This is a genomic window from Azoarcus taiwanensis, assembly GCF_012910885.1.
GTDB classification, from domain to species: Bacteria; Pseudomonadota; Gammaproteobacteria; order Burkholderiales; family Rhodocyclaceae; genus Azoarcus_F; species Azoarcus_F taiwanensis.
Map to the genome: position 1 here is coordinate 17171 of NZ_WTVM01000030.1, position 16700 is coordinate 33870.

At 64.6% G+C, this 16700-nt stretch carries 17 protein-coding genes and 1 riboswitch; of the genes, 8 read left to right on the forward strand and 9 right to left on the reverse strand.

Going from position 1 to position 16700, the window contains the following annotated elements; all coding sequences use genetic code 11:
• Positions 1-273 precede the first annotated feature (273 nt).
• Together GPA21_RS06935 and glnK are read right to left on the reverse strand one after the other, a co-directional pair.
• Entirely contained in the window at positions 274-1647 is a 1374-nt protein-coding gene (locus tag GPA21_RS06935) for an ammonium transporter (protein ID WP_246261814.1), read from the reverse strand.
• Between the two features lie 14 nt (positions 1648-1661).
• Entirely contained in the window at positions 1662-2000 is a 339-nt protein-coding gene (gene glnK, locus GPA21_RS06940) for a P-II family nitrogen regulator (RefSeq protein ID WP_168987486.1), read from the reverse strand.
• Positions 2001-2310: 310 nt separating this feature from the next.
• On the opposite strand from glnK, the gene GPA21_RS06945 reads away from it, so the two are divergent.
• From GPA21_RS06945 to GPA21_RS06955, 3 genes are all read left to right on the forward strand, one after another.
• A complete protein-coding gene (locus GPA21_RS06945; protein ID WP_168987487.1) occupies positions 2311-2577 on the forward strand; it encodes an accessory factor UbiK family protein in 267 nt (88 codons plus the stop codon).
• A 98-nt stretch (positions 2578-2675) separates the two neighbouring features.
• Entirely contained in the window at positions 2676-4175 is a 1500-nt protein-coding gene (locus GPA21_RS06950; RefSeq protein ID WP_168987488.1) for a YifB family Mg chelatase-like AAA ATPase, read from the forward strand.
• A 79-nt stretch (positions 4176-4254) separates the two neighbouring features.
• Positions 4255-5448 carry a multidrug effflux MFS transporter gene (locus tag GPA21_RS06955; RefSeq protein ID WP_168987489.1) on the forward strand — a complete coding sequence of 398 codons (1194 nt, stop codon included), beginning with the start codon at positions 4255-4257 and terminating at the stop codon, positions 5446-5448.
• 1 nt (position 5449) lies between these two features.
• Here GPA21_RS06955 and GPA21_RS06960 read toward each other — a convergent pair whose 3' ends face one another.
• From GPA21_RS06960 to GPA21_RS06970, 3 genes are read right to left on the reverse strand one after another with little or no spacing between them, the layout of a single operon-like run.
• On the reverse strand, positions 5450-5842 hold the full coding sequence (locus tag GPA21_RS06960) for a rhodanese-like domain-containing protein (RefSeq protein WP_168987490.1): 393 nt from the start codon (positions 5840-5842) through the stop codon (positions 5450-5452).
• 43 nt (positions 5843-5885) lie between these two features.
• Positions 5886-6596, reverse strand: coding sequence for an ABC transporter ATP-binding protein (locus GPA21_RS06965; protein WP_168987501.1), 711 nt, complete (start codon positions 6594-6596; stop codon positions 5886-5888).
• A gap of 14 nt (positions 6597-6610) precedes the next feature.
• The gene (locus tag GPA21_RS06970; protein WP_211163471.1) at positions 6611-7378 is read right to left on the reverse strand and encodes an ABC transporter ATP-binding protein; all 768 of its coding nucleotides are present in this window, start codon (positions 7376-7378) and stop codon (positions 6611-6613) included.
• Between the two features lie 106 nt (positions 7379-7484).
• On the opposite strand from GPA21_RS06970, the gene GPA21_RS06975 reads away from it, so the two are divergent.
• The 4 genes from GPA21_RS06975 to metH all read left to right on the forward strand — a co-directional run bounded on the left by GPA21_RS06975 (position 7485) and on the right by metH (position 13789).
• Positions 7485-7973 carry a hypothetical protein gene (locus GPA21_RS06975; RefSeq protein ID WP_168987492.1) on the forward strand — a complete coding sequence of 163 codons (489 nt, stop codon included), beginning with the start codon at positions 7485-7487 and terminating at the stop codon, positions 7971-7973.
• Between the two features lie 18 nt (positions 7974-7991).
• Positions 7992-8636 (forward strand): pyridoxamine 5'-phosphate oxidase, encoded by a 645-nt coding sequence (gene pdxH, locus GPA21_RS06980; RefSeq protein WP_168987493.1) that lies wholly within the window; start codon positions 7992-7994, stop codon positions 8634-8636.
• Between the two features lie 292 nt (positions 8637-8928).
• Positions 8929-9510 carry a hypothetical protein gene (locus GPA21_RS06985; RefSeq protein WP_168987494.1) on the forward strand — a complete coding sequence of 194 codons (582 nt, stop codon included), beginning with the start codon at positions 8929-8931 and terminating at the stop codon, positions 9508-9510.
• A 427-nt stretch (positions 9511-9937) separates the two neighbouring features.
• A riboswitch (S-adenosyl-L-homocysteine riboswitch) is annotated at positions 9938-10007 on the forward strand.
• Between the two features lie 65 nt (positions 10008-10072).
• On the forward strand, positions 10073-13789 hold the full coding sequence (gene metH, locus GPA21_RS06990; protein WP_168987495.1) for a methionine synthase: 3717 nt from the start codon (positions 10073-10075) through the stop codon (positions 13787-13789).
• A gap of 18 nt (positions 13790-13807) precedes the next feature.
• On the opposite strand, the gene GPA21_RS06995 is transcribed toward metH, so the two are convergent.
• From GPA21_RS06995 to GPA21_RS07010, 4 genes are all read right to left on the reverse strand, one after another.
• Positions 13808-14104, reverse strand: coding sequence for a type II toxin-antitoxin system RelE/ParE family toxin (locus GPA21_RS06995; RefSeq protein WP_168987496.1), 297 nt, complete (start codon positions 14102-14104; stop codon positions 13808-13810).
• On the reverse strand, positions 14092-14376 hold the full coding sequence (locus GPA21_RS07000; RefSeq protein ID WP_168987497.1) for a hypothetical protein: 285 nt from the start codon (positions 14374-14376) through the stop codon (positions 14092-14094). The genes GPA21_RS06995 and GPA21_RS07000 overlap by 13 nt, the downstream gene beginning before the upstream one ends.
• 178 nt (positions 14377-14554) lie before the next feature.
• A complete protein-coding gene (locus tag GPA21_RS07005) occupies positions 14555-14884 on the reverse strand; it encodes an FAD-binding protein (RefSeq protein WP_211163467.1) in 330 nt (109 codons plus the stop codon).
• A 71-nt stretch (positions 14885-14955) separates the two neighbouring features.
• On the reverse strand, positions 14956-15324 hold the full coding sequence (locus tag GPA21_RS07010; protein ID WP_211163468.1) for a group I truncated hemoglobin: 369 nt from the start codon (positions 15322-15324) through the stop codon (positions 14956-14958).
• A gap of 103 nt (positions 15325-15427) precedes the next feature.
• On the opposite strand from GPA21_RS07010, the gene GPA21_RS07015 reads away from it, so the two are divergent.
• Positions 15428-16648, forward strand: coding sequence for an ATP-binding protein (locus tag GPA21_RS07015; protein ID WP_211163469.1), 1221 nt, complete (start codon positions 15428-15430; stop codon positions 16646-16648).
• Positions 16649-16700: the final 52 nt, after the last annotated feature.

Consider the following 16700-nt stretch of genomic DNA (forward strand, 5'->3'; position numbering starts at 1 on the left):
GTTAAATGATGGTGCATTGCACTATTAGCAGGGTTCGTGCCAGATAATTAAGACTTAAAGAAATAGCAATAAAACAGATAGATACACTTGTTCTGTGGCCCTTATATGGCGCGTTTTGCGGTGCGATGTGGGCGTGATACCCGGGTTGGCACCGGCGCGGTGCGTGCTTGTGTGCCGAAGCGGTGCGCGGTGCCGTGAGTGGCGCCGTGAGGAACGAGAGGCCAATGAAAAGGGGTGCCGTAGCACCCCTTCGTGTATGGAACAGAACCTGTATTACTTCATCACGAACTCCGGGTAGGCTTCCTGGCCGCACTCGGTCAGATCCACGCCTTCGTACTCCTCTTCCGCGCTGACGCGGATGCCCATCACCGCCTTGATGATGCTCCAGACAATCAGGCTGGCGCCGAAGACCCAGACGAAGATCGTGATCGCGCCGACAATCTGGCCGATGAAGGTGGAGTCACCGTTGGTCACTGGGACCAACAGCAGCCCCAGGATGCCGCAGGTGCCGTGGACCGAGATCGCGCCGACCGGATCGTCGATCTTGAACACGCGGTCGAGCGTGGTGATCGACAGCACCACCAGGACGCCACCGGCTGCGCCGAAGATCGTTGCGAGCAGCGGAGTCGGCGTGGAGGGTTCGGCGGTGATCGTCACCAGACCGGCGAGCACGCCGTTCAGCAGCATGGTCAAGTCGCTCTTGCCGAACATCATCTTCGACATGATCATCGCCGTGACACCGCCACCGGCAGCAGCCAACAGGGTGTTGGTGAACACGATCGCAACATCGTTGGCGCTCGCAGCTTCAGCCGTAGCAAGCACCGAACCGCCGTTGAAGCCGAACCAGCCCATCCACAGGATGAAGGTGCCGAGCGTGGCGAGCGGCAAGTTCGCACCCGGGATTGCGCGCGGTTCGCCGTTCGGGCCGTATTTGCCCTTACGCGCACCGAGCAGGATCACGCCCGCCAGCGCCGCGGCCGCACCGGCCATATGCACAATGCCGGAACCCGCGAAGTCGGAGAAGCCGAGGTCCTCGAGGCTGAACATGCCGAACACGTCCTCGCCACCCCAGGTCCAGGAGCCCTGCATCGGGTAGATGAAGCCGGTCATGACCACTGCGAAGGCCAGGAAGGCCCACAGCTTCATGCGCTCCGCGACCGCACCCGAGACGATGGACATCGCGGTGGCGACAAACACGACCTGGAAGAAGAAGTCGGACGAGGGCGAGTAGGTTTCCTCAGCCTCGTAGAGGAATCCCTCTTCGACTCCGGTCTCCATGATGCCGGACAGGAAGATCCCGCCGCCGTACATGATGGCGTAGCCGCAGATCATGTACATGATGCAGGAGATCGCGAACAAGGACACGTTCTTGGTCAGGATCTCGGCGGTGTTCTTGGCGCGGACCAGACCGGCCTCGAGCATCGAGAAGCCGGCTGCCATCCACATTACCAGGGCGCCGCAGATCAGGAAGTAAAAGGTGTCGAGCGCATACTGCACTTCGGACAGCGTGGCGAGCACGCCGGCGCTGTGTTCCATTGCGGCAGTGGCTGCCGCGGCCGCCTCGGCGGCTGCGTGTTCGTCGGCAAGCACCGGTACTGCCACTCCCAGTGCCAGCGCGCCCAATAGTGTTTTAAGCGTTTTACTCATTTTTTCTGGCTCCCTTACAGTGCGTCGGCGCCGGTTTCACCGGTGCGAATGCGTACGACCTGTTCAAGGTCGAAAACGAAGATCTTCCCGTCACCGATCTTTCCGGTGGAGGCAGCTTTCTCGATGGTTTCGATGACCTGGTCGAGAATGTCGCTGCGCACGGCGGCCTCGATCTTGACCTTGGGGAGGAAGTCCACAACGTACTCGGCGCCGCGATACAACTCGGTGTGACCTTTCTGGCGGCCGAAGCCTTTCACTTCGGTGACGGTAATGCCCTGGACGCCAATACCCGAGAGCGCTTCACGCACTTCGTCGAGCTTGAATGGCTTGATGATTGCGGTGACGAGTTTCATGAGATTCTCCTGACAGCGGGGTTGGGTGAGCTTGCGAACACGGTTTTCATCTGATCTCTCCATGCAGACGGTCGATTTCTGACGAGCACCCTGAAGCGTGAACCGTGCCAGATTGAATAGAACGCGAAAAAACAGTAACTTAAGCTCATTGCGATGGCTGATGCTGCAGTGCAGCGCCTGACGGAAGGGCTTTGCGACGTTCTGATGCACAGCATTGGTGCATCGCGCGTCGAAGTGGCGTTTCTGCCGGCAGCCGGGCAGTCGGTCGCGTGCTAAACTTTGTTCAAAACCACCGACTCGAGGACCTCCGATGACATCCCCCCCGCGCATACTCGACGAGATCGGCGCCAAGCTTTCGGAGCTGGCAGCCAGCAGTCCCGCCAAGGACATTGAGAAGAACGTCAAGGCGGTGCTCGGAAGCGCCTTCAGCCGCCTCGATCTGGTCACCCGTGAGGAGTTCGATGTGCAGCGCGAGATGCTCGCTCACGCGCGTCACAAGCTAATCGAGCTCGAGGAGCGTGTCGCCGCGCTGGAAGCCGAACTGCTCCGCGCCCGCACCGGAGAGTCCGAGGACTGATCCTCATTCCTTGTGTCCTCTAATGGGTCAATGCCATAGGGGTACGCAAAACACATAATGCGCGCTAGACTGCGGGGCTTCGTACAACGGAGTCCCGCATGTCGCTCGCCCTCGTTCGCACCCGTGCGCTCGCTTGCCTCGAAGCCCCGGAGGTGGTCGTCGAGGTGCATCTCGCGAACGGACTGCCGGCGTTCAATCTCGTCGGACTGCCGGATACCGAGGTGCGCGAGGCGCGCGACCGCGTACGCGCCGCGATCCAGACTTCCCGGTTCGAATTCCCGCAACGCCGGATCACGGTCAATCTGGCGCCGGCCGATCTGCCGAAGGAAGGCGGGCGTTTCGACCTTCCGATTGCGCTCGGCATTCTTGCCGCCTCGCAGCAGATTCCCCTCAAATCGCTCGCCGACAAGGAGTTTGTCGGCGAGCTCTCGCTCAATGGCGACCTGCGCGCGATTCGCGGCGCATTGGCGATGGGTCTCGCCTCAACGCGAGCCGGGCGGACCCTGATCCTGCCATGCGCGTCTGCGCCCGAGGCGGCGCTGGCGCGGGGCGCCGTGGTGCTGGGTGCCGGCAGTCTGCTGGCCGTATGCGCGCATCTGAATGGGCATGCGCAGCTCGAGCCAGTCGTGAGCGATGTCTGCCCGGAGTCTCTGCCCTCAGCACCGGACCTGGCAGACGTGAAAGGTCAGCATCTGGCGCGACGCGCGCTCGAAGTCGCCGCCGCCGGGCAGCATTCGCTCCTGATGTTCGGTCCGCCGGGCACCGGAAAGTCCATGCTGGCGCAGCGCCTGCCGGGCTTGTTGCCGCCGCTCGAAGAGGACGCGGCGATCGAGAGCGCGTCGGTGCAGTCGATCGAAGGCAGCTTCGATGCGCGAGCCTGGGGGCGGCGACCGTTTCGCTCCCCCCATCATTCCGCATCCATGCCGGCCATCGTGGGCGGAGGGGCGAATCCGCGGCCGGGCGAAATCAGCCTTGCGCATCATGGGGTGCTGTTTCTCGACGAACTCCCCGAGTTCGACCGCCGGGTGCTCGAAGCCCTGCGCGAGCCGCTCGAAACCGGTGTCGTGTCCGTCTCGCGGGCCCGTCGTCGGGCCGAGTTTCCCGCCCGGTTCCAGTTGGTCGCGGCAATGAACCCTTGCCCCTGCGGTTATCACGGCGACCCGTCCGGGCGTTGCCGTTGCACCCCCGAGCAGGTTCGTCGCTACCGCGGCAAGCTGTCCGGGCCGCTGCTCGATCGGATGGATCTGGTTGTCGAGGTGCCGCTGCTCGAGCCGGCCGCGATGCTGGCCTTGCCCGGAGGCGAGGCCAGTGCCACCGTGCGCGCTCGGGTCGAGGGTGCCCACCAGCGCCAGTCGGCCCGCCAGGGGTGTCCGAACAGCAGGCTCGCCCCGCGAGATATCGACCACCTGTGCCGGCCTGATTCGGCCGGCGGTCGGCTGCTGGAGCAGGCTATAAACCGCATGAAGCTGTCGGCCCGGGCTTACCACCGAGTGCTCAAGGTGGCCCGCACCATCGCTGATCTCGATGGCGCCGAACAGCCGGGGCCGGGCCATATTGCCGAGGCGATCCAGTATCGTCGAGGCTTGGACGAGATCTGACGCCTCGGCCAGTGCTATCCTGACGCATCAATCGTCAGAATGCACCGGCTTGGTGCATTCTGTCTCCGAGCTCTCAGTCATGCCTGTTTCCATGCCTTTGCTGGCCGGGCTGCTCGCGGCGCTTGCCGCGATCGGCCCGTTTGCCATTGACACCTATTTGCCGGCGTTTCCCGCCATGGGCGAAGCCCTCGGTGCGAGCCGCATCGAGGTGCAGCAAACCCTCACAGCCTACATGGCGACCTACGCGATGATGGTGTTGTGGCATGGTGCGCTGGCCGATCGCTTTGGGCGGCGCAGCGTGATCATCATCTCGATGCTGGGTTTTGCTGCAGCGTCGATGCTGTGTGCGTTTGCGACCAGTATCGAGTGGCTGTGGCTGGGTCGAGCCCTGCAGGGCATGTGCGGTGGCGCGGGCATGGTTGTGGGTCGCGCGGTCATCCGCGACGTACTCGACGGCGCACAGGCGCAGCGCCTGATGTCGAGAGTGATGATGATCTTTGCGATTGCGCCGGCCATCGCACCGATGATCGGCGGCGCGCTGCTTCATGTCGCTGGCTGGCGCTCGATCTTCGTGTTTCTTGCGCTGTTCTCGGCGGGCCTTGCCTGGGCGACCTGGCGGATGCTGCCTGAGACACTGCCGGAGCACGCGCGTCAGTCGCTTCACCCGGTATCGCTCGGCCGTGGCTATCTGCAGGTGATGTCCAGCGTCGCATTCGTGCTGCTGGCAGGCACGCTGGCGTTGAATTTCAATGGCTTCTTCATCTACGTCCTCGCGGCCCCCACCTTTCTGATCGAGCATCTCGGATTGGGTAGCAGCGAGTTCCACTGGCTTTTCGTACCGGTGGTGCTCGGTGTCATCGGCGGGTCGATGCTGTCGGGCAAGGCGGCAGGCAAGCTAAGTCCGGGACGCACCATTGCGCTGGGTTTCGGCATCATGGTGATCGCTTCCGCGGCCAATCTCGTCCATGCGGCAACGATGCCGCCGAATCTTGTCGGGTCGATCCTGCCGATAGCGGTCTTCGTGTTGGGCATGTCGCTGGCGATGCCCAGCCTCAGCCTGATGGTGCTGGATCTCTTTCCCGCGCGGCGCGGGCTGGTGTCGAGCTGCCAGAGCTTTGTTCAGGTGGGGCTGAACGCGGTCAGCGCCGGCCTCATCGTGCCGGTGCTATGGGCGACGCCGCTGACTCTCGCCGCCGGCATGGGAGTTTTCCTCGCGCTCGGGCTGGCGAGTTTCGTGTTGTGGGGCTTGCTGGTTCGCGTCCGCGCGCGCTGAGTCAGCACTGCTCCCAAGGCAGGCCGTCGAATCGCCAGCCGTTGACCGAGTTGCGGTGGTGCTTGTCGTCCAGCTCGCCCTCGAAACCGTAGAGAATGTTGAAGACGTTCCGGAAACCCGCTTCGATCAAGGCCTTGCCCGCGACCTCCGAACGATTGCCGCTGCGGCAGATCAGCAATACCGGCCTTTCCCCGCCGTGGCCGGTGAGCTTGCGCACCTCCCCGACGAAGTGCGGATTCACGTCCCATTCGGGGCCGTCATTCCACGAAACATGAATGGCACCCACCGGATGGCCGACGAACAGAAACTCGATCTCGCTGCGCACATCGATGAGCAGCGCATCCGGGTTGCTCTGCAGGAAGTCGTAGGCTTCTTTCAGGGTGAGATGTTTCATTCGGGCATCCAATGCGGCCGCAGCTAAACCTTGAATTATACGCTCAGCCGTCGGCCGCTTCGCCGAGGTAAGCCTCGCGCACCCGGGGGTCTTCACGCAGCGCCGCCGCATTGCCGGCCAGCGCGATGCGGCCGGACTCCATGACCCAGGCGCGGTCTGCGATCTCGAGTGCGAGGTGGGCGTTCTGCTCCACCAGCAGAATGGTCACGCCGCTGCGCGCGACATCGGCGATGACCTCGAAGACCTTCTCGACGACGATCGGCGCAAGCCCCATCGACGGTTCGTCGAGCAGCAACAGGCGCGGCCGGGCGAGCAGGGCGCGCCCGATCGCAAGCATCTGCTGTTCGCCGCCCGACAGCGTGCCGGCCTGCTGGCCGAGGCGCTCGCGAATGCGCGGCAACAGCTCCAGCACCCGTTCGCGGTCTTCGTCGATGCCACTGTCGCGGGTATAGGCTCCCAGGCGCAGGTTCTCGTCCACCGTAAGCTGCGCGAAGACGCCGCGACCCTCCGGCACCAGCGATATCCCCTCGCGAACCCGGCGATGCGCCGGCAGGCGGTTGATGTTGTTGCCGTCGAGAAAGATGTCGCCGCTGTCCGCCGGGTGCACGCCGGCGATCGTGCGCAAGGTGGTGGTCTTGCCGGCGCCGTTGGCACCGATCAGGCAGGCGGTTTCACCACGTGCCAGCGTCATGCTGATGCCGTGCAGTGCCGGGATGCGGCCGTGGCTCGCGTGCAACTCGACCACATCGAGCATCGGGGTTTCAGTCGTCACGTCCGGCCGCCTCCGAGATAGGCTTCGACGACGCGTGGGTCATGTCGCACCTCGTCTGGGCGGCCGAGGGCGATGCTGCGACCCGAATCCAGCACCGCGATGCGGTCGCACAGGCGCATTACCAGATGCATGTCGTGCTCGATCAGCAGCACGGTGACGCCGCGCCCCCTTATCCGTTCGATCAGCGCGCGCAGCGCGTCGGTCTCGACCCGGTTCATCCCGGCCGCAGGTTCGTCCAGCGCCAGCAGCCGGGGCGTGGAAACCAGGGTGCGCGCAATCTCGAGCCGGCGCTGGTCGCCATAGGAAAGGTGTCGCGCCTGGGTGTCGGCGCGGTCTGCCAGCCCGACCTCGTCCAGCGCCTGCATGGCCTTTTCTTGCGCTTCGCCGGCCTCCGAGCGCGCACCGCCGGTGCCCACCAGCGTTGCGAGCAGGCCCGAACGCATGCGCGAATGCAGGCCGGCGAGCACGTTGTCGAGCACACTGAGCTCGCCGAAAAGTCGGATGTTCTGGAAGGTGCGGGCGATGCCGCGCGCGACGATCTCGTGCGGTTTGCCCGAAGGCAGCGGTTGTCCGGCGAAGCGACAAAGCCCGGCATCGGCCGTCTGCACGCCGGTCAGAATGTCGAAAAGCGTCGTCTTGCCGGCGCCGTTCGGCCCGATCAGCCCGAAGATCTCGCCTTCGCGCACCGCGAGAGACACCGCATCCAGCGCGACCACGCCGCCGAAGCGGCGGGTCACGCCATCGGCTTCGAGCAGTGGTGTCAGGTCGGCTTCGTTGGCGGTTGGCATCGTAACGAGTGGTGTCGGAAGCTTCGCATCGGCGGGCCGATGCCATAAAGTGGGGCATTGTACCGTCGAGATACCGCCCCTCATGAAAGCGCTCGTTTCCTTCCTGTGCAGCCTGCTGGCGCTGGTCGGCCTGACCGGCTGCGACCCCTTCGTGTTCGACAAGATCAAGCCCGGCATCACCACCGACGTCGAGGTGCGTCAGTTGCTCGGTGAGCCGGGTATGGAGTGGCGCAACGAGGATGGTTCGGTGACCTGGGAGTACTCCGGCCAGCCCTCGGGCACCCAGTGCCACATGATCACCATCGGTGCGGACCGCGTTGTGCGCTCGGTGGAGCAGGTGCTGAACGAAAAGCACTTTGCGCGCATCAAAGCCGGCATGACCCTGGACGAGGTGCGGCGTGTGCTGGGCAAGCATGCCAACACCCAGTTTTTCGCGCTGAGCCAGGAGCGGGTGTACAACTGGAATGTCGATGGTGGCCCCACAATCACCGACCCCGTTTATTTCACGGTGCATTTCGACACCGCTGGCCACGTGACCCGCACCAGCCTGAACGTACAATACCGGCGTTGATTGCGAACCGAGAACCCCATGTCCGACACCCCATTGTCCGATCTGCGCAAGAGCTATGAGCTTGGCGCCATAGAAGACCACGAAGTGGCCAGTGAGCCCTTGTTGCAGTTTCGCGAATGGTTTGCCGAAGCGCTCGAGCGCAAGGTACCCGAGCCCAATGCGATGACGGTCGCCACCGTCGGTGAGAACGGCCGGCCATCGACCCGGCCCGTGCTGATCAAGGATTTCGACGAGCGCGGCATCGTGTGGTTTACCAACTACCACAGCCGCAAGGGCAATGAGCTTGAAGTGCATCCCTTTGCCGCGCTGCAGTTCCACTGGGTCGAGCTCGAGCGCGTGGTGCGCATCGAAGGCAGCGTCGAGAAGGTGTCTGCCGAAGAGTCCGACGCTTATTTTCAGACAAGGCCGCTCGCGCACCGTATCGGCGCCTGGGCCTCGAACCAGAGCGAAGCCATTTCGAACCGTGGCGTGATCGTCGCCAAGGCCGCTGAATACGGCCTCAAGTTCGGTCTCAACCCACCGCGCCCGCCACACTGGGGCGGTTATCGCCTGCTGCCGGATTACTGGGAGTTCTGGCAGGGGCGCGCCTCGCGCCTGCACGACCGCATCGCCTACCGCTGGCAACCGGACGGAACATGGCGGCGGGAGCGCTTGTCTCCATAGGGCCTGTTCTCATTCGCCATGGCGGTCGCGCTCGCATCAAATGGCTCGCAGATCAAGGCGCGCCGACGCAGCAAGACTGGCTGTCTTGCAAGGAGGCGCAACGCCGAGATGCGGGCCATTTGGTGCGAGCCCGTCGGGTGGGCCAGTCTGGCCGCGCCGGCGGCGTTGCGCTCGTTGTCAAGGGGGCGGCCATTGACTGCCTCGCGCGCCTTGCCGGCACAGCCAGACTGACCCACGCGATCCGCCAGCGCGAATGAGAACAGGCCCTAACAGACTGGCAGGAGGTGCCGTGATGTCGTTCAAAACCCTTGGTCTCATCCTGATCGCCGCGCTGCTCACCGGCTGCGCGAGCATGCTCCCGCAGCGCACCTTCGACGCCGAATCCGAACTGCTCGCCAAGCGCGGCGCACCATCCCGGGTGTGGGACAACGAAGACGGCACCCGCACGCTGGAATACGCCACCCAGCCCTACGGCACCGAGTGCTGGATGTACACCGTGGATGCCGACGGCGTCATCGTCGAACAGCTCGACGCGCTCGCCCGCAGCAACCTCGCCCGGGTGAAAGCCGGCATGAGCGTCGACGAGGTGCAACGCCTGCTCGGCCAGCACCGTTCGGTGCAGCGCTTCTCGTTGTCGAACGAGGAGGTCTACGACTGGAATATCAGCAACGAATGGCCGGATCTGGTCGCTACACGTTTCAACGTGCACTTCGTTGAGGGTGAGGTGGTGCGCACCAGTCAGAGCTTCGTCTATCCGCAACGCTGGCCCTTCGGACTGTCGATTGGCGTCGGTTCGCATCCGTACTGGGGGATGGGGTTCGGCTGGCCGCACTACCACCCTTGGCATCACCCGTATTATCCGTATCCGTGGTGACCTGAGGCGCGGTTCGCGGCTCACGCCGCTCCTACCCGGGGCGCAAGCGCCTCCACTCCCTGTGGGAGCCGCGTAAGCGGCGAAGCGGGCGTCGATAACGAACGCGCGTACCTGCATCGCAGGCGCGGTTCGCGGCTCACGCCGCTCCTACCCGGGGTGCAAGCGTCTCCACTTCCTGTGGGAGCCGCGTAAGCGGCGAAGCGGGCGTCGATAACGAACGCGTACCCGCATCGCCGGCGCGGTTCGCGGCTCACGCCGCTCCTACCCGGGGTGCAAGCGTCTCCACTTCCTGTGGGAGCCGCGTAAGCGGCGAAGCGGGCGTCGATCCAGCGAACGAGTTGGTCAATTTGCACCCGGTGCCTGATTTCCGCGCCCACTTGGGTTCAGGATTTTGCATAGCAGCACATCGGCCGCTAAAATACATAGTTGTGCCGAGGAGCGCTGCGACCCTTAACTGGGGCCAGGCTCGGCCAATCGAACAACGGCGCTCGCAAACCCATGCCGGTTTGCCGCGCCGTTTGCTTTTGTGGCGCCAGACTGCGACGTTTCCAAGGATTCACCCATGCAGCCCGACCGCACATCCGAACTCCAGGCCCTGATGTCCGAGCGCATCCTCGTGCTCGACGGCGCCATGGGCACGATGATCCAGCAACACAAGCTCGGCGAGCGCGACTACCGCGGCGAGCGCTTCCTGGCACACCCCAAGGATCTCAAGGGCAACAACGACCTGCTGGTGCTGACCAAGCCCGAGGTCATCGCCGAGATCCACCGCGCGTATCTCGACGCCGGCGCCGACATCATCGAGACCAACACCTTCAACGGCACCCGTGTGTCGCAGGCCGAGTATGGGCTGGAGTCGGTCGCGTTTGAAATCAACGTCGCCGGCGCCCGCATGGTGCGCGAGTTGTGCGACGAGTTCACCGCCAAAGACCCGAGCAAGCCGCGCTTCTGTGCCGGCGTGGTCGGCCCCACCTCGCGCACGCTGTCGATCTCGCCGGACGTCAATGACCCCGGCTTCCGCAACATCAGTTTCGAAGCGCTGTGCGACGATTACTACGACGCCGCCCGCGGCCTGGTCGAAGGCGGCGCCGACCTGCTGCTGATCGAGACGGTGTTCGACACCCTCAACGCCAAGGTGGCGGTGTTCGCCATCGAGAAGCTTTTCGCCGATCTGGGCCGTCGCCTGCCGGTGATGATCTCCGGCACCATCACCGACGCCTCCGGCCGCACCCTCTCCGGCCAGACCGCCGAAGCCTTCTGGAACTCGCTCGCCCACGCACGGCCGATCTCCTTCGGCCTCAACTGCGCGCTCGGTGCCAAGGAGCTGCGCCAGTACGTCGAAGAGCTCTCGCATGTGTGCGACACCCATGTGTCCGCCCACCCCAACGCGGGTCTGCCCAATCCGCTGTCGCCCACCGGCTACGACGAAACCCCGGAGCAGCTTGCGGGCGACATCGTCGAATGGGCGCAGTCCGGCATGCTCAACATCGTCGGCGGCTGCTGTGGCACCACGCCGGCACACATCGCCGCCATCGCCAAAGCCGTGGCCGACGTCGCCCCGCGCAAGGTGCCGACGCTGGAACGCAAGATGCGCCTGTCCGGCCTCGAACCCTTCAACGTCGGCGCCGACAGCCTGTTCGTGAACGTCGGCGAGCGCACCAACGTGACCGGCTCGCGCGCCTTCGCGCGGATGATTCTCGAAGGCCGCTTCGACGACGCACTGGCGGTCGCCCGCCAGCAGGTCGAGAACGGCGCACAGATCATCGACATCAACATGGACGAGGCGATGCTCGACTCTATGGCGGCGATGGAGCGCTTTCTCAAGCTCATCGCCTCCGAGCCGGACATCTCGCGCGTGCCCATCATGCTGGATTCCTCCAAGTGGAGCGTCATCGAGGCCGGCCTCAAGTGCATCCAGGGCAAGGGCGTGGTCAACTCCATCTCGATGAAGGAGGGCGAGGCCGAATTCCTGCGCCAGGCACGGCTGTGCCGGCAGTATGGCGCGGCGGTCATCGTCATGGCCTTCGACGAGACAGGCCAGGCGGACACCTACGCGCGCAAGGTCGAGATCTGCGAACGTGCCTACACGCTGCTCACCGCGCCGGTGGAGCAGGGCGGGGCCGGCTTCCCGCCGGAAGACATCATCTTCGACCCCAACATCTTCGCAATCGCCACCGGCATTGAAGAGCACGACAACTACGCGGTCGACTTCATCGAGGCGGTGGCGTGGATCAAGCACAACCTGCCCTACGCCAAGACCAGCGGCGGGGTTTCCAACGTGAGCTTCAGCTTCCGGGGCAATGACCCGGTGCGCGAGGCCATCCACACCGTGTTCCTGTATCACGCGGTCAAGGCCGGGCTCACCATGGGCATCGTCAACGCCGGCCAGCTCGGCGTGTATGACGACCTCGAGGCCGATCTGCGCGACAAGGTCGAGGACGTGGTGCTCAACCGCAAGCCGGCCTCCGGCCAGAGTCCGGGCGACGCTCTCATCGAGATCGCCACCACCGTCAAGGGCAAGGCCAAGGACACCGGGCCCGATCTCACCTGGCGCGAAATGCCGGTGGCGCAGCGCCTCAGCCACGCGCTGGTCAAGGGCATCACCGAGTTCGTTGTCGAAGACACCGAAGAAGTGCGCGCCAAGCTCGAGGCCGAAGGCAAGCCGCCGCTGGCGGTGATCGAAGGGCCGTTGATGGACGGCATGAACGTGGTTGGCGACCTCTTCGGCGCCGGCAAGATGTTCCTGCCCCAGGTGGTCAAGTCCGCGCGCGTGATGAAGCAGGCGGTGGCCCACCTCATCCCCTATATCGAGGCCGAAAAGCTGCGCACCGGTTCGACCAGCAAGGGCCGCATCGTCATCGCCACGGTCAAGGGCGACGTGCACGACATCGGCAAGAACATCGTCGGCGTGGTGCTCGGCTGCAACGGCTACGAGGTCATCGACCTCGGCGTGATGGTGCCGTGCGAGAAGATCCTCACCGCCGCGCGCGAACACGGCGCCCAGGCCATCGGCCTGTCCGGCCTCATCACCCCGTCGCTCGAAGAGATGAGCCATGTCGCCGCCGAGATGAAGCGCCAGGGCTTCGACCTGCCGCTGCTCATCGGCGGTGCCACCACAAGCCGCGCCCACACCGCCATCAAGATCGCGCCGCATTACGACCAGCCGGTGGTCTACGTGCCGGACGCCTCGCGCGCGGTCGGCGTGGTCACCGCTCTGCTGTCCGAAGGCGGCGCGGCCGACTTCAAGACCCAGCTCGCCGCCGACTACGACAAGATCCGCGCCCAGCACTCCAACAAGAAGGGCGTGCAGCTCGTCAGCCTCGAAGCCGCCCGCGCCAACGCCTTCAACCCGCTCGCCGACCCTGCCTACCAACCGGAAGAGCCCAACACCACCGGTGTCATGGCCATGGATGTCGATCTCGCCGAGCTGCGCGACTTCATCGACTGGGGCCCCTTCTTCCAGACCTGGGATCTGGCCGGCCGCTTCCCCGACATTCTCGACGACGAGGTCGTCGGCGAGACCGCGCGCAACGTCTACAACGACGCGCAGGCCATGCTCGAAGTGCTCATCGCCCAGGAATGGGTGCAGGCCAAGGCGGTGTTCGGTCTCTTCCCGGCCAACAGCGTGGGCGACGACATCGAGCTTTACGACGACGAATCCCGCGCCACCCCGATCATGACCTGGTACGGCCTGCGCCAGCAGCACGAACGCCCCAGCGGCAAGCTGCACTGGTGTCTGGCCGACTTCGTCGCGCCCAAGGCCAGCGGCGTGCGCGACTGGTGCGGCGCCTTCGCGGTGACCGCCGGCATCGGCATCGAGCACAAGCTCGCAGAATTCGAAGCCGCCCACGACGACTACCACGCCATCATGCTCAAGAGCCTCTGCGACCGCCTCGCCGAAGCCACCGCCGAATGGCTGCACGAGCGCGTACGCAAGCAATACTGGGGCTACGCCGCCGCCGAGTCACTGGACAACGCGGCCCTCATCAAGGAGCAATACCAGGGCATCCGCCCGGCGCCCGGCTACCCCGCCTGCCCGGACCACACCGTCAAGGCCGCTCTGTTCGAGTTGCTCGACGCCCCCACCAACGCCGGCATGGGCATCACCGAATCCATGGCCATGACCCCCGCCGCCAGTGTCGCCGGCTTTTACTTCGCCCATCCGCAAAGCCACTACTTCGCCATCAGCAAGATCGGAGAGGATCAACTCGAGGACTGGGCCGGGCGTACCGGCATGAGCGTGGATGCGGCGCGGAGGTGGTTGGCGCCGTTACTCTGAAATCCCGCTGTCCCACTGTCAGGACGATGGATAACCCGCTTCGCGTTGGTGGCGAAGCGCAAGTATCAAAACGGTATCGTGGGCTTCCTCAAAGGCATAGAGGGCCACATAGCCGGTGGCGCCGCGCGAAATGACCAGTTCGCGCAAGCCGTGCTCCGCCGGTCGGCCAACAAGCGGGTGGCGCGCGAGGATCTCTATTGCCTCGAGGATCAGGTCGACCGTCGCCACCGCAGCAGGTGGGTCGGTGTCGAGCAGGAAGTCGGTCACCCGCTCAAGGTCGGCCAGCGCCTGCTGGCCGTAGATCAGTCGCGCCAAGCCGTGACCTCTGGCCTGGAAACCGTCTCGCCGCGCGCACGCGCGCGGATGTAGGCATGCACTGCGTCCGCCTCATGACCTTCGCCGGACGCCAGTGTTTCTGCCTGCGTTGCAAGCGCATCGCGGACAAAGCTCGCACGTTTCTCAGCTGCCAGGGCAGCCGCCCGGATTGCATCCACCATGAACGCATGTGGGCTGATTCCCTGATGCCTGGCTGCGGCCACCGCCAGTTGCTTGACGTCGTCCGGCAGTTTGAGCGAAGTCGTGTTCATGTGGGTACTCCAATGGGTGGTGTCACCAAGGTATCACTCCCCTCTTGCGCACGCAATCGACCGGGGTCAACTCCATCCTCCATTTGCGAGGGATCGAGTGGGGTCAGGCCTGGGCTTGAAGCATCCGCAACCCTTGCAGGCCTGACCCCTCGTGCTCGCTCAAGCTTCGCCCCGGCCGTCACCGCGGCGGTGTGCGCAGCGCGCTGAGGTCGACCGCGATCCCCTGATCACAGTCGTCCCACGCCGCGTGCTCGTTGCGTCCGTTACGCATCGCAACCAGCAGATCATGCCGCGAAGCAAAATCCAGGCAGCGCATGACGTCCTGCCGGTCGGTGCAACGGACGATCACGGCCGGTCCGGTGCTGTCGGCCCCGTTTCCTCCTGCCTTGCCCGAGGCCTGTGCGTCCTCGCGCGGAAATTGGAATTCGCCCCTGACCTCCATGGCAAGGGACGCGATGCTCACCGGCGTCGGGGTGTTGTCGGCAAGTCGACGGATTTCGAGATTCAACATGGTCGTTCCTCCTATTGGGTGTAACTGAGGCGCGTCTGATGGGTCAGACGGCCCGCCGGCGCCTTCACCTATTTGTGAATGATTTCTGACTTCAGCGAATAGGCGATGCCGAGCACTTCGTCGCAGACCGGGCGCGGATAGTCCATTTCGGTCATGGCTTGCAAGATGTCGTCGACCACGGCCACGTATTCGGCCGCACTGACGTTCATCCCGGTGTGCGTTTCGAGCATCGACCGGCCGGTGTATTCCACAGGTCCGCCGCTGCCGGCCGCGAGGAACTCCTTCACCTTCGCGCGGGCGTGGTCCAGTGTCTTGTCGTCGAGGGCTTGGTATCGTGGGCCGGCGGCTTCGTTCTGGAGGTGGAGCTCGACGATGCGATCGCACAGCCTGTCGATCCCTGTGCGGCCGCCGAGTCGGTCAAAAAGGGTTTCATTCATGTCCAATACTCCTAGAATCAAATGAGTTTCCGCATAGGTGCGCCTTGCACCTACCCACAAGGCGTGACAATCCTTGTCACAACAGCAACAAGAGGAACGAGCGATGACGCAAGCGGACCTGTCACCGATTCGTACCGCACTCGATGCTGGAGAGTTCGCCCGGGCTCAGAAACTGCTCGCCGACCTGTCCGTGCCACCCTCGGCCGCACTGCTGGAGCTGCGGGCTCGGGCGGCCTATGGGGCCGGAGACCTGGAAGGCACGCTGACCGCGTACGGGGATCTCTACCGCCTGCACCTGGAAGACGCCCGCCCCCATGACGCGGCCTTCGCGGCGGTCATGGTGGGCATGTATCTGATGATGGACACCGGCCTGATGGCCACCGTACGCGCCTGGCTGTCGCGGGCGGAACGTCTGGTGAAAGACGCGCCCGACAGCCCGGTCTGGGCTTGGCTGGCTGCAGTGCGAACCTACGAACGCCTGATGTGTGGCGACATGCCTGGGACCGGGCAATGGGCCCAACGAGCCATTGACGGTGGACGAATCCACGGGCTCACCCCACCCTCGATCATCGGACAGGTGGCCCTGGCCAGGGTCCGCATTCACGACGGCTATCTCGATGAAGGGCTCAGCGCGCTGGATGACGTTGCGGTGGAGTTGAGCGCCGGCAAGCTCGACCCCCTCACGTCGGGGCAAATGTGGTGCGAGCTCATCTGCGCGATGCAGTGGATCGGCCAGCACGACCGAGCCGAGCAATGGACCGAAGCCATGGAGCGATGGCGCCAGGGGGCGGCGTTCGGCGGCCTGCACGGTCGCTGCCGGGTGCACCGGGCAGAGATCATGCGCCTGCGGGGGCCATGTGACGCAGCCGAGCAGGAGGCCTTGCAGGCATGCGAAGAGCTGCGCCCGTGGATGCGGCGCGAGTTCGGTTGGCCGCTAACCGAACTCGGCAACGCGCGGCTGCGCAAGGGAGATTTCGCGGGCGCTGAAGAGGCGTTTCTTGCCGCGCACCAGAATGCCTGGCTCCCTCAACCGGGGCTTGCCTTGCTGCGCCAGGCCCAGGGACGCGTCGACGAAGCCTATTCAATGATCCGGAGCGCGCTCGACCACCCGGTCGATATCCCGTCAAAGGAGCGCCCGCCCTCGGGGGGGCTGCAGCGGGCCCCTTTGCGCGAGGCCCAGGTGGCCATCGCGCTGGCGGCGGGAGACGCCGACACGGCGCGCACTGCCGCGGCCGACCTTGCTGAAATCTGTCAAGGGCAAGCGAATTTTCCCCAGTGTGGTAATTCAAATTTCCCCACCCGGTTGGGTTTGCTCGTCAAATGAGCGGACGAGTCCGGATTTGAGCTTCTCCTTGAGGCGATAGGAGTTGCCGCGG